The organism is Actinoplanes sp. KI2 (assembly GCF_025630775.1).
GTDB lineage: Bacteria > Actinomycetota > Actinomycetes > Mycobacteriales > Micromonosporaceae > Actinoplanes.
The window spans coordinates 98233-113194 of the sequence record NZ_JAOSZE010000019.1 but is presented as its reverse complement, the minus strand read 5'-3'; the positions used below and the strand labels follow the sequence as shown (position 1 = coordinate 113194).

Sequence of the window (14962 nt, the reverse complement as noted above, 5' to 3'; positions counted from 1 at the left end):
TCCTCCGGTGCTCGGCAGGTGAGATCCACTGAAGGCGTGGGTATACGGCCGGCGTGAACGGACGTGGCAGGGTCGCGGTCGCGGGGGTCGCCGTGCTGGCGCTGTGGGCCGGCTTCGCCTACAACATGGCAAAACCCGCCGACTATCGCTCGTACGAGCGAACGATGGTGCAGGTCGCCGGTTCGGCGCACGACGCGGCGCAGACCGGGCGGCTCACCGGTGAGCAGGAGCTGGCCGGGAAGGTGACCGTGTGGTTCGCGCGGACCTCGTTCGACGACGCGGCCAAGGCTCTCGCGGGGGCGCAGCAGAAGTTCGCGAGCCAGGGGCCGCCCGACGAGCGGTCGGCGGGGCTGCGTGACCGGCTGAGCCCGCTGCTGGCCGCGGCCGTGGTGGCGCTCGGGGACACCGCGGAGGCGCCGGACGACGCCGCGCTGCGGGACGGGGTGCGGCGGTTGGACGAGCTCGCCGGCAAGTTCGACGACTTCCTCACGGCGTACGCGCAATGAAACGCCTCCTGTCCGTCGCGCTCGGGATCCTGACCGCGATCGGCGGTTTCGTGGACATCGGCGACATCGTGGCGAACGCCGAGGCGGGCGCCCGGTTCGGCATCGCCCTGGCGTGGGTGCTGCTGGTCGGCGTGGTGGGCATCTGCGCGTACGCGGAAATGAGCGGCCGGGTCAGCGCGGTGAGCGGGCGTCCGGTCTTCGATCTGGTGCGGGAGCGGCTCGGGCCGCGGGTGGCGCTGGCCAATCTGGCCGGGTCGCTGCTGGTCACCGTGCTCACCCTGGGCGCCGAGATCGGCGGTGTCGGGCTGGCCCTGCAGCTGGCCACCAGCGTGAGCTATCTGCTGTGGGTGCCGCTGGTCGCGTTCGTGCTCTGGGCGGCGCTGTGGCGGGCCAAGTTCAGCGTGCTGGAGAACGTGTTCGGGCTGACCGGGCTGGCCCTGGTGGTGTTCGTGATCGCGTATTTCCGGCTGGGTGTCTCGCCGGGCGAGCTGTGGCATCCCGGGCCGCCGCCGGGGGAGGACTGGGGCACCTACTGGTTCTTCGCGGTCGCCCTCTTCGCGTCGGCGCTCACCCCGTACGAGGTCTTCTTCTTCTCCTCGGGCGCGGTGGAGGAGAGGTGGACCCGCAAGGATCTGATCACCTCCCGGGTCAACGTCTTCGTCGGGTTCCCGCTCGGCGGGCTGCTCGCGTTCGCCCTGATGCTCACCTCGGCGGCGGTCTTCCAGCCACTGGGCGCCTCGGTGGACACGCTGTCGCAGGCGGCGATGCCGGCCGCGATCGCGCTCGGCAAGATCGGCCTGGCGGTGGCGATCCTCGGGTTCTTCGCGGCCACGTTCGGCGCCGCGATGGAGACCGCGCTCTCCACCGGCTACACGGTGGCGCAGTACCTGGGCTGGAACTGGGGCAAGCTGCGCCGGCCGCGGGAGGCCGCCAGGTTTCACACCGTGGTCATCGTGGGCATCCTGGTGGGGGTGGCGGTGCTGTTCACCACGATCGACCCGATCCAGCTCACCGAGTACACGCTGCTGTTCAGCGCCGTCGCGCTGCCGCTGACCTACCTGCCGATCCTCGTGGTGGCCAACGACCGCGGCTATCTCGGCGACCGGGTCAACGGCCGGCTCGCCAACGTGCTGGGCGTGGCGTACCTGATCGTGGTCTTGATCGCCGCGGTCGCCGCGGTCCCCTTGATGATCATCACCCGGATGGGAGGCGGCTGACATGCTCATCGGCTTCGACCTGCTGGACCGGCAGATCGTCGACCGGGACGGCGAGCCGGTCGGCAAGGTCGACGACGTCGAGCTCGACTACGACGAGCGCGGCGACGCGTACGTGACCGGGCTGCTGCTCGGCCAGCAGGCGCTCGGCGAGCGGATCGGCGGCGGGCTCGGCCGGTGGATCTCGGCGGTGGCGCGGCGGATGTCCGAGCCACCCGGTCAGCCGCCGATCCGGATCGGCTACGACCTGGTCGCGAAGGTGGACAGCGCGGTGCACCTGTCGGTGGCGCGCGAGCTGCTGCCCGAGCCGCCGCTGGAGGGCTGGCTGCGGGCTCACCTGATCGGGCGGATTCCGGGGGCCGGTGATGCCTAGGGGACGGGTGGGTGACCTGATCGGCCGGGCGGTCGCCGACGTCGGCGGCGAGCCGCTGGGCCGGATCGCCGACCTGGTCACCGACGACCACAACCGGATCACCGCGGTGATCGTCGTGCGCGGCCGGTGGGGCCGGCTGCTCGGCTACGAACGGGACGAGATGCGCGGGCCGTGGCTGCTGGAGCAGTTCGCCCGGCGGGTCTGGCGGCGCAACGCGGTCGAAATCCCGTGGGAGCGGCTGCGCCGCGACGGCACCGGCGTCCCGTTGGGGTTAGGGTAAGGAGTGGCGCATCGCGACGTAGTCGTGGTGGGCGCATCGGCCGGTGGGGTCGAGGCGCTCCGGGCCATGGCGGGCGGTCTGCCCGCCGACCTGGCCGCGGCGGTCCTGGTGGTGCTGCACATGCCGCGCGACTCGCACAGCGCCCTGGCGCGCATCCTCGCCCGCTCCGGCCCGCTGCCCGCGCGCACCGCCTTCGACGGCGAGCCGCTGGTGCCGGGCCGCATCTATGTGGCGCCGCCCGATCGGCACCTGCTCCTGCTCGGCGACCGGCTGAAGCTCAGCCACGGCCCCTCGGAGAACGGGCACCGCCCGGCGGTCGACCCGCTGTTCCGCTCGGCCGCCCGCTCGGCCGGCCCGCGGGTGATCGCGGTGGTGCTCTCCGGCAGCCGCGACGACGGCGCGGTGGGCGCCGCGAGCGTCGCGGCCGCTGGCGGCGTCCTGGTGGCGCAGCGACCGGGCGACGCGCTCAACGCGTCGATGCCGCAGGCCGTGATCGACCGCCTCGGCCCGGAGCACGTCGCCGACGCCGCCGACCTCGGCGGGCTGATCGCCCGGCTCACCGCCGAGGAGATCCCGGACCGGCCGCCGGCCGACCCGCAGGCCGACCCCGAGGTGGCCATCGAGGCGTTCGTCCCGATCACCACCGACCAGATCGTCGACCAGCCAGCGGTGTACGGATGCCCCAGCTGCGGCGGTGGCCTGTTCGAGATGGAGACCTGGCCGCAGCCGCGGTACCGCTGCCGGGTCGGCCACGCCTGGTCGCCGGAGAGCCTGATCGACGAGCAGGCGGTGGCGACCGAGGGCGCACTGTGGACGGCGCTGCGCGCGCTGGAGGAGAAGTCGGCGCTCAGCCGCCGGATGGCCGGCCGCGATCATGCCGACCGCGACCGGTTCGCCGGGATCGCCGACGACGCGGAGAGCGCCGGACGGCTGATCCGTGATCTGCTCACCCGGATGGCCGCCAGCACGGCGGCGCAGGTCGAGTAGCGACTGAGGTACGGTGACGCCGTGGACGCGGTGGACGAGAAGTTCGAGGCGCTGCTGCTGCACGTGAAGGAGCTGCGGGGCTTCGACTTCACGGGCTACAAGCGGTCGAGCCTGATGCGCCGGGTCGACCGCCGGTTGGCGCAGGTCAGTGTCGACGGCTACGCGGAGTATCAGGACTTTCTGGAGGTCCATCCGGACGAGTTCACCGCGCTGTTCAACACCATCCTGATCAACGTGACCGCCTTCTTCCGAGATCCCGAGGCCTGGGAGTGCCTGCGCACCGAGGTGCTGGTTCCGATGATCGCGGCCAAGGCGCCGGGCACTCCGATCCGGATGTGGACCGCCGGCTGCGCCTCCGGTGAGGAGGCGTACACGCTGGCCATGCTGCTGTGCGAGATCCTGGGGCCGGAGGAGTTCCGGGAGCGGGTGAAGATCTACGCCACCGATGTGGACGAGGAGCAGCTGACCGAGGCACGGCACGGCACGTACGGCGTGCGGGCGATCGAGGCGGTGCCGGCCGCCCTGCTGGAACGCTACTTCGAGCAGTCCGGCAACCGATACGTGTTCCGCAAGGATCTGCGCCGCTCGGTGATCTTCGGGCGCAATGATCTCGTGCAGGACGCGCCGATCTCCCGGATCGACGTGCTGACCTGCCGCAATACGCTGATGTACTTCAACGCCGAAACGCAGGCGCGGATCATCGGCCGGTTCCACTTCGCCCTGCTCGGCAGCGGGGCGCTGTTTCTCGGCAAGGCCGAGATGTTGCTCAGCCATGCCCACCTGTTCCAGCCGATCGACCTGAAACGGCGTATCTTCCGGAAGGTGTCCCGGCTCCCGGTGGCCAACGGCGGAGTGGTCTTACCGGACGCGTCGCCGTTCGCCGTCCGCGAGCAGATCGCGGGCCTCGAGCTGCTGCGCGGCGCTGCCATGCTCACCAACCCGGTGGCGCAGGTCGTGCTCACCGCCGGTGGGCTGGTCGCGCTCACCAACCGCCGGGCCAACGAGCTGTTCGGGCTGTCCGTCGGCGACGTCGGCCGCCGCTTCCAGGACCTGGAGGTGTCGTACCGGCCGATCGAGCTGCGCAAGCACATCGAGCAGGCGCTGGCCGAGCGCAGCCCGCTGCGGGTGTCCGACGTCGAGTACACCCGCGGGCCGGGCGACACCCTCTACCTGGACGTGCAGGTCAACCCGCTGGTCGACGCGGACGCCGGGCTCCTCGGCGTCGCGCTGATCTTCCATGACGTGACCGCCGCCCGGCAGCTGCGCGCCGAGCTGGAGCACGCCAACCGCGAGCTGGAGGCCGCGTACGAGGAGCTCCAGTCGACGAACGAGGAGCTGGAGACCACGAACGAGGAGCTGCAGTCGACGGTCGAGGAGCTGGAGACCACCAACGAGGAGCTGCAGTCCACGAACGAGGAGCTCGAGACGATGAACGAGGAGCTGCAGTCGACCAACGACGAGCTCCAGACGATCAACGAGCAGCTCCACCGCAGCAGCACCGAGCTGGACGAGGCGAACGCGTTCCTGGATGCCGTGCTCTCCGGGCTGCGGGCCGGCATCGCGGTGGTCGACCCCGACCTGCGGGTGCGGGTGTGGAACCGGGAGGCGGAAAACCTGTGGGGCCTGCGCCCGGCCGAGGCGGTCGGCCAGCACCTGCTCAACCTCGACATCGGCCTGCCGGTCGACCGGCTGCGGCCGCTCGTGCGGCAGGCGCTGGCCGGTGACGCGGACACCGCCGAGCTGGTGCTGGAGGCGGTCAACCGCCGGGGCCGGACGGTGACCGTGCGGGTGGCCTGCACCCCGCTGCCGATCGCCGGCGAGCCGCCAGGCGCGATAATCGCGATGGAGGTCGGCGAGTTTGCCTCGGCCCGCGGTGGGCATCCTCCGGACGGAACGGAGGTTTAACCCATGACGGTGCCGCTGGCGTGGACGGTCGATCAGGCCGGAGGGCTCGCCGTGGTCACCGTTCGCGGCCGTTTCGACCTGCCCGACACCCCGAGATTCCGTTCGGCGCTGCTGAAGTGCCTGGCCGAGCAGCCGCGGGCGCTGCTGGTCGACCTCTCGGCGATGGAGCTGGGCGCGGACACGGCGCTGGCCCTGTTCACCGCGGTGACCCGGCAGGCCGGCCGCTGGCCGGGCACCCCGATCCTGCTCTGCGGCCCGTCACCGCGCGTGGCCTCGCTGCTGGAGCGCGGCCGTTTCGGCCGGGTGACGGTTCGCCCCGGCGTCGAGCAGGCCCGCCGTGAGGCCGACGCCGGCACGGTGGTCCCGCCCTCGCTCAGCGACCTGCTGCTGCCGATCGCGGGCGCGGTCCGGCACGCGCGCAACGTGGTCACCGAGGCCTGCCTGACCTGGGAGCTGCCCGAGCTGGTCGGGCCGGCCAGCCTGGTGGTCAGCGAGCTGGTCGCCAACGGGGTCGAGCACGCGGGCACGATGATGACCGTGCAGATCACCCGGCGCACCCGGCATGTGCATGTCGCGGTCCGGGACGGCTCACCCGCCGAGCCGGTGCTCAACCGGTCGGCCGGCCTCACCGAGCGCGGTCGCGGCCTGCTGCTGGTGGACGCGGTCTCGGTGCACTGGGGCTGGCTGCCGACCGACGACGGCAAGGTCGTCTGGGCCTCACTCCACGATTAGGTCTCGCAGCCCCGAGGCGGTGACGATCTTTTCGACGTACGCCTGGAGCCCGGTCACCCGCAGCTGCACGCCGCGCACCCGCGCCGCCTCGTGCACGGCCACCAGCACGCCGATGCCGGCCGCGTCGAGCAGCGGCACGCCACCCAGGTCGAGGACCAGCCGCCGGATCCGGCTGCTGTCGTGCAGCACGGTGAGCAACTCGTCCCGCAGGTGGCCGGCGTTGTCCCGGTCGATCTCGCCGCACACCCGCGCCTCGATCACGTCCCCGCGGAACCGGACGGCCACCGTGACCCGGTGATCGGTCTCGTCGAGGCCCGCCCAGGGCGGCAGGGTGTCGCTCAGCATCGCCTGGCGCAGCCAGGTCAGCGCGCGGGCCAGCAGCCGGGAGACGTGCATCTGGGAGACGCCCAGGTCCCGGGCGATCTCCGCCTGGCTCAGGTTGCCGTAGAAGCGCAGCCCGAGGATCCGGCGCTCGCGCTCGGGCAGCCGGCAGATGAGCCGCTCCACGCTGGTCCGGTCGTCGACCAGATCCAGATCCGGGTCGTCCGCGCCGATCAGGTCGCCCACCTCGACGCCGTCGTAACCCTCGGCGTGCGCGTTCAGCGAGCCCGGCGCGTACCCGGCGCCGGAGAGCTGCGCCTCGCGGACCTCGGCCACCTCGACGCCGAGCTGCCCGGCGATCTCGTCCTCGGTCGGCCGGCGGGACAGGTCGACGGTCAGCGCGGCGCGGGTGTGGCCCACCTCGAGGCTCAGATCCTGCAGCCGCCGCGGTACGTGCACCCCCCAGGCGTGGTTACGGAAGTGCCGTTTGAGCTCCCCGGTGATGGTGACGATCGCGTACGCGGTGAACGAGCCCCGCTCCGGGTCGTACCGGTTGACCGACTTCACCAGCCCCAGCCGGGCCACCTGTTCCAGGTCGTCGATCGGCTCGCCGCGCCCGCGGTAGCGCCGCGCCAGCCGCCGGGCGAACGGCAACGAGAGCCCGACGAAGTCGGCACGCAGCCGCTCGCGCGTCGGGTCGTCCGCGCCGGCGCAGGCCCGCGTGTATTCGTCCGCAGCGAGGTCAAGATCCTCGAGCGGTTCCGCCTCGCCGGTGACCGGCATGCGCGACCCCTCCGGTGATTCGTTGCCAAAGGCCAACCGAACCACACTTCCCTGGCTGCCAGAAGCTAAACACATTCCACGAAGGAGTGAGCCACGGTCAAGCAAGTTGACCGGTCGCCGCGAATTCACCGCAGCGGCGCGCCGATCAACAGGGCGAGCGCGGCCACGCCGGCGAAGAGCCAGGCCACGTAGTCGCCGATGTGGCCGAGGTGCAGGCGGCGCAGCAGGCCCGGCTCGCTCACCCCGGACTCGCCGGCCCGCAGCTGGAGGGCGGCGATCGCCAGCGCGCCGGCCGTCGACAGCAGGCCGAGCAGCACGCCGCCGGCCGTCCAGCCCACCTCCGGCGCGCTCGCCGGCGGAGGGGCCGCGGCCGAGGTCAGCGCCTGGCCGAGATAGCCGCCCCGATCGAGGAACATCGCCGCGCCCCGGGCGGCGCCGTGCGCGACCCAGGGCAGCAGGCCTACCAGGGCGCTGCCGCCGAGCAGCAGCGCCAGGGCCGTGAGCATGGACACCGGCGTACGCGGCAACGGCTCCTCGGTCTCCGGGGACTCGTTCCCGCCGTACGTCTGATCGGGTTCCGGCGGCGGGAGCCGGCGTCCCAGGCCCAGGTAGACGCGCAGCCCGGCGCGCAGCACCGCGCCGCCGGTGACCGCCGAGACCAGCAACGACACGGCCGGTAGCCACCAGGCACCCTCCTCGGCGACCGCCGTGCCCAGCGCCGGCCCGAACGGCGGCAGCCCGGACAGCAGCAGCCCGGCGCCCAGGAACAGCCAGCAGGCCGGCTCGCGCCACCCGCCGCCCCGGCCGTGCAGCTCGCCCTCGTCGACGCTGCGGTGCCGGTCGAGCAGCAGGCCGCAGAGGCCGAACAGCGCGCCCTTCGCCCCGGCGTGCCCGGCCACGGCCACCGCGACCCCGGCGATCGGGCCGGCCGAGCCCAGGCCTGCCGCGGCCAGGAACAGGCCCATGTGCGCGATCGTCGAGTAGGCGAGCAGCCGCTTGAGGTGCCGCTGCCCGGCGCACATCAGGCTGCCGACCAGCGCGGTCAGCAGGCCGAGCACGATCCACGCCCGGGTGACCACCGCCTGCGGGACGGCGACGGCGAACACCACCTCGTACACCCGGAGCACGCCGTACAGGCCGAGCTCGACCATCACCCCGGAGAGCAGCATGCAGACCGGCGCGGGGGCGACGGCGTGCGCGTCGGCCAGCCAGAAGTGCATCGGCACGATCGCCGCCTTGACCAGCAGGCCGGTGGCGATGAACACGAATGCGGCCACCACCAGCGCATCGGCCCGGTGTCCGGCGAGCGCGGCGCCGGCCTGCGGCATGCTCAGCTGGCCGGTGCGTGCATACAGCAGACCGATGCCGACCAGGGTGAGGTAAGCGCCGAGCGAGTTGATCACCGCGAAGTTGAACGCGCCCTGCACCGAGGCCGGCTCCTCGATGCGCATCCCGGTGAGCGCGTACGCGACCGCACCCATCAGCTCGAAGAACACGAACATGTTGAACAGGTCGCCGGTCAGCGCGAACCCGGTCATGCCACCGAGAAACAGCAGCATGAGTACGTGGTAATGAGTCTCGGCGTCCTCCAGGTAGCGGCGGCTGTACAGCAGCGCGCAGCAGGTCAGCAGGGCGGCCAGGCAGGCCAGGCCGGCGCCGAGCGGGTCGGCCACCAGGACGATGCCGACCCGTCGCCAGTTGCCCACCCAGGTGACCTCTCGCCCCTGACCCGCGGACACCGCGATCAGGCCGGTCAGCACGGCCACCGCGACGGCGGTCAGCAGCGCGGCCGAGTCCGCCAGCGCGCGCGGCAGACGCCGGCCGATCGCCAGCAGGACCGCACCCGCCAGCAGCGGCAGCGCGATCACCGCCGGCAGCGGCGGCGGCCCGATCGCCGTGGGCAGCGCGATCGCGATGGGCAGCACGTCAACCCTTGAGGCTCTGCAGGTCGTCCGGGTTCAACGTCCGGTGCGTCTTGTGGATCTGGATCGCCAGGGCCAGCAGCAGGGCGGTCACGGTCGCCGAGACGACGATGTCGGTGAACGTCAGCGACTGCACGACCGGATCGGCGACCGGCAGCCGCACCGGGGAGCCGGGGCTGAAGACCGGGGCCGGGGCGTTCCACTGGTAGCCGATCGCGAGCAGCAGCACGTAGGTGCCGGACTGGCAGACCGAGAGGCAGACCGCGACGTGGATCAGGTTGCGGCTGCGGACCATGCCGAACGCGCCGGCCAGGATCAGCCAGCCGGCCACCCCGTACGCAAGGATCCGCATCTATCCGCTCCCCTCGTCGAGCGCCACGGCCTGGGTCAGGAACTGGGCGAGCAGGACCACCGCGCCGGCGCCGACGGCGAAACCGACCAGGATGTTGAGGATCGGGACGGTGCCGGCCGAGAACAGTTGCTGGACGGTGCCGTGCGGCAGGAAGTTCCGCACACCGATCAGGCCGGCCGCCGCGAACGCCGCGGTGGTCAGGCCCTCGACCCACTCGTACCAGCTGAGCGGGCGCAACCGGCGCAGCGCGTCGTACCCGCCGGACAGGTAGAGCAGGTGCAGCCCGGTCGCGAGGACCACGCCGCCCTGGAAGCCGCCGCCGGGCGTCAGATGCCCGTGCACCAGCAGGTCGAAACCGAGAAGCAGGGTCAAGGGCAGGAAGACGTACGCGATCAGCGCGACGGCCTGGTTGGTCTCGGTCCGCGTCCGGTTCCGCGCGGTCTCGTCCTTGCGCGGCCGCAGCAGGGCCACCGTGCCGACCACCGAGCCGAGCAGGATCATCTCCTCGCCGAGCGTGTCGAGGCCGCGCAGGTCGAAGGTGAGCGAGCTGACCACGTTCGCGGTGGACTGCTGCAGCGAGGCGGCGACCGCCAGGTCCCGGTACGGGTGCTCGCCGCCGCCGAACGGGGGCAGCCCGGCGACCGTGAGCGCGAACAGCAGAATCAGCACGGCGGCGCCCGCGGCGAACACGAGGGTGCGGGTCCGGCGGCTCATTTCTTCGTCTTCCGCACGGTGAGCATCACCATCAGGGGCACCAGGGCGGTGCCGACCGCGATCTGCGACAACGCCACGTCCGGCGCCTGCAACACCAGGAACAACAGGGCCAGGACGATGCCGTACGCGCTCAGCGTGACCGCCTGCCGGGCCGGGTCGCCGGTGGCCACCACGGCGGTTCCGGCCGCCGCGACCAGCAGCAGCGCGACAACGATCAGCGCGGCGTTCACCCCGGGCCGTCCCGTACGTAGGTGGTGGTTCTTTGTTGGGTTGTTTCGCGGGCGGCGTGGTCGGTCGCTTCGCGGGCGGCGTGGCCGGTTGCGGAGGCGAGCACCGGGCCGGCGGGCAGCATCACGGCGGCGCAGAGCAGCAGGAGAGCGGTCGCCAGATGCCAACCGGCGTGGACGGCCAGGCCGATCGCGATCAGTGGGGTGCCGACGCTGGTCACCGGGGTGAGCAAGTGCAGGCGATCCAGGACGGTGCGGGCCCGCAGCGCGCCGGCCGCGGAGAGCAGGCAGACGAGGACACCGGCGGCGATCAGTACGGTCATGGTCGGTCACTCAGCAGGCGCAGGAACACCAGGACACCGGCGAACGAGAGCACGGCCAGGACCAACGGCACGATCAGGTACGAGGTCTGGCCGTAACCGTAGGACAGTAGGAGCATCGCGGGAACCAGCAGTGCCCCGGACAGTTGCAGGCCGACCAGCCGGTCCAGCGGGCCGCCGCGCAGGCCCAGGTAGACGGCGGGCGCAAGCGCCCCGATGATCAGCACCAGTCCGGCGCCCAGCAGCAGCGTCACGGATCCCGGCGTACCCCGGCGGCAACGCGGCAAACACCGCCGGCGCGGCATGGGCGGCATGATCTCGGGTACTGCCGCAGCATGGCGGAGCAGCGCAGAGACGGATACGTGCCGATCGGTGACTACGCGGTTCTCGGGGACGGCCGCACGGTGGCGCTGGCCGCCGCCGACGGCCGGATCGACTGGCTCCCGCTGCCCGCACTGCACGCGCCGCCGGTCTTCGCCGCGCTGCTCGACCCCGCCGAGGGTGGGTACCTCGAGTTGCGCCCGCGGCAGCCGTTCACCGTCACCCGCCGCTACCGGGGCAACGCGCCGATCCTGGAGTCGACCTACACGACGACCGACGGCAGCGTCCGGGTGGTCGAGGCGCTGACCGGGCCGCAGTCCTGGGGCGAACTGGTCCGGCGGGCCGACGGCCTGGCCGGGCACGTGCCGATGACCTGGACGGTCCGGCCCGGCACCCGGTTCGGCACCGCGCAGCCGTGGACCGAGGGGCTCGTCGTGCACTGCGGCGACCAGCACCTCGCGATCCGGTGCTTCGACGCCGGCGACCCGGTGGTGACCGCGCAGGCCGTCACCGGGGAGTTCACCACCGCGCCCGGCAGCTCGGCGATCGTGGCGCTGGCCTGCGGCGACGACGGGCCGGTGCCGCTGCCCGGCCGCGGTGACCTGATCGGCCGGCTGGACGCGGTGCAGGGGCGCTGGCGGTCCTGGGAGTCGGCGCTGACCTACGACGGCCGGTGGCGGGACGCGGTGTGGCGCTCCGCCCTGATGCTCAAGCTCCTGCAGTTCGGCCCGACCGGCGCGGTCGCCGCGGCCGCCACCACCTCGCTGCCCGAGCGGATCGGCGGCGACCAGAACTGGGACTACCGGTACATGTGGGTGCGGGACGCCGCCTTCACCGTGGACGCGTTGCTCGGCCTGAGGCTGGAGGCGGAGGCGCACGCGGCGCTGTCCTTCCTGCTGCGGTGCATCAGCTCGACCGGACCGGAGCTGAAGGTCTTCTACCGCCTCGACGGCGGGCTGGACGACTCCGAGCAGCGGCTGACCGCGCCCGGCTACCGCGGCAGCCGGCCGGTCCGCTCCGGCAACTCGGCCGCCGGCCAGACCCAGCTGGGCACGTACGGGCATCTCCTCGACGCGGTCGGCCGCTACCTCGACGCCGGGCACGTGCTCGACCCGCGCACCGGCCGCTTGCTGGCGGACGTCGCCGACCGCTGCTGCGACGACTGGAAGGGCGCGGACTCCGGCATCTGGGAACTGCCCGACGACCGGCACTACACCCAGTCCAAGATGGGCTGCTGGGCGGCGCTGGACCGGGCCGTGCGGCTGCACGAGCAGGGCCGGATCCCGAGCAACCACGCCGACCGCTGGCGGCGCGAGCGCGACCTGATCCACGACTGGGTCGACGAGCACTGCTGGTCGCCGGCGAAGAACGCGTACACCTTCTACGCCGGCACCGACGACCTGGACGCCGCGACGCTGCTGGCCGCACAGACCGGCTTCGACCGCGGCGCTCGCCTGGCCGGCACGGTCGACGCGATCCGGCGCGAGCTCGCCGACGGCCCCCTGATCCACCGCTACACGGGCAGCCGCGGCCGGGAGGGCGCCTTCCTGGCCTGCTCGTTCTGGCTGGCGTCGGCGCTGGCCGCGCTGGGCCGCCGCGACGAGGCGGCCGGGCAGATGGACGCGACGGTCGCCCTGGCCAACGACCTCGGCATCCTGAGCGAGGAGATCAGCGTCAAGGATCACGGCGCGCTCGGCAACGTGCCGCAGGCCCTGAGCCACCTCGCCTTGATCAGCGCCGCCCTCCAGATCGACCCGGCGGCGGCCGGTCAGTAGCTCGTCACCGAACGAGCAGGGCCACTGCGCCGAAGCAGACGCCCGGCGGCACGCTCTGTTCAGGTCCACGTCGGGCAGTCACTTCAGAGCTGCCCACGGAGTTCGCTCAGCCAGCCGGTCCAGGTGGCGATGTGGCCCAGGCTCTTGGCGGCGCCCCGGAGCCGGGCAAGGCATTCGGTGGCCGCCCGCGCCCGGGCGGCGGGGTCGTCGCCCCGGTGGCCGAGAGCGCGCCACAGCAGCCACTCGGCGGTGTGCAGCTGCGCTTCGACGATGCCGTGGAACACGGCCGGGTCGGCCGGGATGGGCCGGCCGCCGGCCCGGTGGTAAGCGGTGAGTGTGCGGGCGAAGGGGCGTTGCCGTTCGAAGCCCATGGCGAGCGCGGAACGGAGGACCTCGTGCTCGGCGAGATCCGGACCGGCGCTGTCCCAGTCGAGCAGGACCGGCCCGGTCGCGGTGAGCAGGACGTTGTCGGGCTTGATGTCGCGATGGGAGGCCACCGGGGTCAGCGGCGGACCGGGCCGGCCGAGCTGTTCCAACGATGCGGCGACGGTTGGCAGATGGCGGCGGACCTCTCGGGTGAAGTCGGTGTCGTGTCCCGCGAGCCATTCGTGCCAGGCGTCGAGCGGGTACGGCGCGCGCGGTGGGGCCGGGCGGTCGCCGCCGCGTCGACGGTGGAGCGTGGCGAGGGTGCTGCCGGTCCAGTCGGCGACCGCGTCGTCGGGGCCGGTGGGATGGCGTCCGTCGCACCAGCGGTGCAGCTGCCAGTGGTGCCGGACGCCGTCGAGATCGAGCGCCGCGACCGGCGGTGCCAGGCGCACGGGCATGCTCACCCCGGCGGCCGCGGCGGCCTGCTCCACCCGGGCGGCGGCCCGATGCTCGTCCCACCACCACGGTTCCTCGACGACGTTCAGGCGCTTGGCGGCGTACCGGCCGGCGGTCGTCCGCAGCTGGAACACGGCATGGGACACGCCGCCGTCGACCCGGGTCATCGGCGCGACCGGCCGACCGGCGTCGAACGCGGCGGCGACCAGCTCGCTCCATCTCCGGTCGGGGCTCAAGCCGCTCCGCCCCGCGGTCAGGACGCCTGGCGGACGGGGGCGTCGGCCAGCCAGATCTCGGCCAGGTCGCCGAGCGGGACGCCGAGGGCCTGGCTGAGGCGGACCACGGTGCCGAACGCCGGTGCGGGGAGGCGGCCCGCCTCGATCTTGCGCAGGGTCTCGGGGGAGATGCCGGCCGCCAGGGCCACCTCGACGAGGCCGCGGCCGGCCCGGGCGGCCCGGAGGGCGGCTCCGAGGCGCCGGCCGGCGGCGATCTGTTCGGCGGTGAGCGGCTGGCGAACCATGCGAGCAGGGTATCCCGGAAGCGGCGTGGTATAAAAATACCGGACGGGAGAGGGGGCGTCGTGATCGAGCTCAAGTCCGCCGAGGAGATCGGCCGGATGGCGGTGGCCGGCCAGTTCGTGGGCGAGCTGCTCGCCGAGTTGAGCGGCGTCGCCGCGGTCGGCGTCAACCTGATGGATATCGAACAGCACGCCCGCCGCCGGATCGCCGAGCGCGGCGCCGAGTCCTGCTACTGGGACTACGCCCCGTCGTTCGGCCGTGGACCGTTCCGCAACGTGCTGTGCCTGTCGGTCAACGACGCGGTGCTGCACGGCCTCCCGCACGACTACGTCCTGCGGGACGGCGACCTGCTCAGCATCGACATGGCGGTCGGCATCGGCGGCTGGGTCGCCGACTCGGCGCTCTCGATCGTCGTGGGCGCGCCCGACCCGGCCGACCTGAGGCTGATCGAGGCCACCGAGGTCGCCCTGGAGGCCGGCATCGCCGCCGCCCGGCCCGGCGGCCGCCTCGGCGACATCTCGGCCGCGATCGGCGAGGTCGCCCACTCGTACGGCTACGGCGTGAACGGCGAGTTCGGCGGCCACGGCATCGGCCGCACCATGCACGAGGCCCCGCACGTCGCCAACAGCGGCCGCGCCGGCCGCGGCATGCGGCTCGACCCCGGCCTCACCATCGCCATCGAGCCCTGGTTCTGCCGCACCACCGACAAGATCAAGTTCGACCCGGACGGCTGGACGATCCGATCCGCCGACGGCTCCCGCACGGCCCACTCCGAGCACACCGTCGCGATCACGCCCGCCGGCCCCGAGGTTCTGACCCGCCGCCACAAAACCGCCGACGCCGACGCCGACCCGGCGCGAAATCAGACCGCGGCCTCCTGATCCCCGGCG

The 14962-nt window shown here is 72.8% G+C and carries 18 protein-coding genes; 9 read left to right on the top strand and 9 right to left on the bottom strand.

Going from position 1 to position 14962, the window contains the following annotated elements; all coding sequences use genetic code 11:
- Window positions 1-53: 53 nt before the first annotated feature.
- From ODJ79_RS21325 to ODJ79_RS21295, 7 genes are read left to right on the top strand one after another with little or no spacing between them, the layout of a single operon-like run.
- A complete protein-coding gene (locus ODJ79_RS21325) occupies window positions 54-506 on the top strand; it encodes a hypothetical protein (RefSeq protein ID WP_263025281.1) in 453 nt (150 codons plus the stop codon).
- Window positions 503-1723, top strand: a complete 1221-nt coding sequence (locus ODJ79_RS21320) for an NRAMP family divalent metal transporter (RefSeq protein ID WP_263025280.1) — start codon at window positions 503-505, stop codon at window positions 1721-1723. Before ODJ79_RS21325 ends, ODJ79_RS21320 begins: the two co-directional genes overlap by 4 nt.
- Window position 1724: 1 nt before the next feature.
- Complete coding sequence (locus tag ODJ79_RS21315) at window positions 1725-2093, top strand: PRC-barrel domain-containing protein (RefSeq protein WP_263025279.1); 369 nt, start codon at window positions 1725-1727, stop codon at window positions 2091-2093.
- Window positions 2086-2373, top strand: a complete 288-nt coding sequence (locus tag ODJ79_RS21310) for a PRC-barrel domain-containing protein (protein WP_263025278.1) — start codon at window positions 2086-2088, stop codon at window positions 2371-2373. The genes ODJ79_RS21315 and ODJ79_RS21310 overlap by 8 nt, the downstream gene beginning before the upstream one ends.
- A gap of 3 nt (window positions 2374-2376) precedes the next feature.
- On the top strand, window positions 2377-3360 hold the full coding sequence (locus ODJ79_RS21305) for a chemotaxis protein CheB (RefSeq protein ID WP_263025277.1): 984 nt from the start codon (window positions 2377-2379) through the stop codon (window positions 3358-3360).
- A 21-nt stretch (window positions 3361-3381) separates the two neighbouring features.
- A complete protein-coding gene (locus tag ODJ79_RS21300; RefSeq protein WP_263025276.1) occupies window positions 3382-5265 on the top strand; it encodes a CheR family methyltransferase in 1884 nt (627 codons plus the stop codon).
- A 3-nt stretch (window positions 5266-5268) separates the two neighbouring features.
- Window positions 5269-5997, top strand: coding sequence for an ATP-binding protein (locus tag ODJ79_RS21295; protein ID WP_263025275.1), 729 nt, complete (start codon window positions 5269-5271; stop codon window positions 5995-5997).
- On the opposite strand, the gene ODJ79_RS21290 is transcribed toward ODJ79_RS21295, so the two are convergent.
- From ODJ79_RS21290 to ODJ79_RS21260, 7 genes are all read right to left on the bottom strand, one after another.
- Complete coding sequence (locus ODJ79_RS21290) at window positions 5983-7101, bottom strand: sigma-70 family RNA polymerase sigma factor (RefSeq protein WP_263025274.1); 1119 nt, start codon at window positions 7099-7101, stop codon at window positions 5983-5985. The genes ODJ79_RS21295 and ODJ79_RS21290 overlap by 15 nt on opposite strands.
- A gap of 125 nt (window positions 7102-7226) precedes the next feature.
- Entirely contained in the window at window positions 7227-9026 is a 1800-nt protein-coding gene (locus tag ODJ79_RS21285) for a complex I subunit 5 family protein (protein ID WP_263025273.1), read from the bottom strand.
- Window position 9027: 1 nt separating this feature from the next.
- Window positions 9028-9375, bottom strand: coding sequence for a sodium:proton antiporter (locus tag ODJ79_RS21280; RefSeq protein ID WP_263025272.1), 348 nt, complete (start codon window positions 9373-9375; stop codon window positions 9028-9030).
- Complete coding sequence (locus ODJ79_RS21275) at window positions 9376-10089, bottom strand: MnhB domain-containing protein (protein ID WP_263025271.1); 714 nt, start codon at window positions 10087-10089, stop codon at window positions 9376-9378. It lies immediately after the preceding gene.
- The gene (locus tag ODJ79_RS21270) at window positions 10086-10319 is read right to left on the bottom strand and encodes a Na(+)/H(+) antiporter subunit B (protein WP_263025270.1); all 234 of its coding nucleotides are present in this window, start codon (window positions 10317-10319) and stop codon (window positions 10086-10088) included. The genes ODJ79_RS21275 and ODJ79_RS21270 overlap by 4 nt, the downstream gene beginning before the upstream one ends.
- A complete protein-coding gene (locus ODJ79_RS21265) occupies window positions 10316-10639 on the bottom strand; it encodes a monovalent cation/H(+) antiporter subunit G (RefSeq protein WP_263025269.1) in 324 nt (107 codons plus the stop codon). The genes ODJ79_RS21270 and ODJ79_RS21265 overlap by 4 nt, the downstream gene beginning before the upstream one ends.
- A complete protein-coding gene (locus tag ODJ79_RS21260) occupies window positions 10636-10890 on the bottom strand; it encodes a monovalent cation/H+ antiporter complex subunit F (RefSeq protein ID WP_263025268.1) in 255 nt (84 codons plus the stop codon). Before ODJ79_RS21260 ends, ODJ79_RS21265 begins: the two co-directional genes overlap by 4 nt.
- 81 nt (window positions 10891-10971) lie before the next feature.
- On the opposite strand from ODJ79_RS21260, the gene ODJ79_RS21255 reads away from it, so the two are divergent.
- The gene (locus ODJ79_RS21255; protein WP_263025267.1) at window positions 10972-12732 is read left to right on the top strand and encodes a glycoside hydrolase family 15 protein; all 1761 of its coding nucleotides are present in this window, start codon (window positions 10972-10974) and stop codon (window positions 12730-12732) included.
- A gap of 83 nt (window positions 12733-12815) precedes the next feature.
- On the opposite strand, the gene ODJ79_RS21250 is transcribed toward ODJ79_RS21255, so the two are convergent.
- Window positions 12816-13790: an aminoglycoside phosphotransferase family protein gene (locus ODJ79_RS21250; RefSeq protein WP_263025266.1), complete on the bottom strand. Its 975-nt coding sequence runs from the start codon at window positions 13788-13790 to the stop codon at window positions 12816-12818.
- Window positions 13791-13807: 17 nt separating this feature from the next.
- On the bottom strand, window positions 13808-14074 hold the full coding sequence (locus tag ODJ79_RS21245; protein ID WP_263025265.1) for a helix-turn-helix domain-containing protein: 267 nt from the start codon (window positions 14072-14074) through the stop codon (window positions 13808-13810).
- 60 nt (window positions 14075-14134) lie between these two features.
- Between ODJ79_RS21245 and map the strand changes: the two genes are divergently transcribed.
- A complete protein-coding gene (gene map / locus ODJ79_RS21240) occupies window positions 14135-14953 on the top strand; it encodes a type I methionyl aminopeptidase (protein WP_263025264.1) in 819 nt (272 codons plus the stop codon).
- The last annotated feature ends 9 nt before the right edge of the window (window positions 14954-14962 follow it).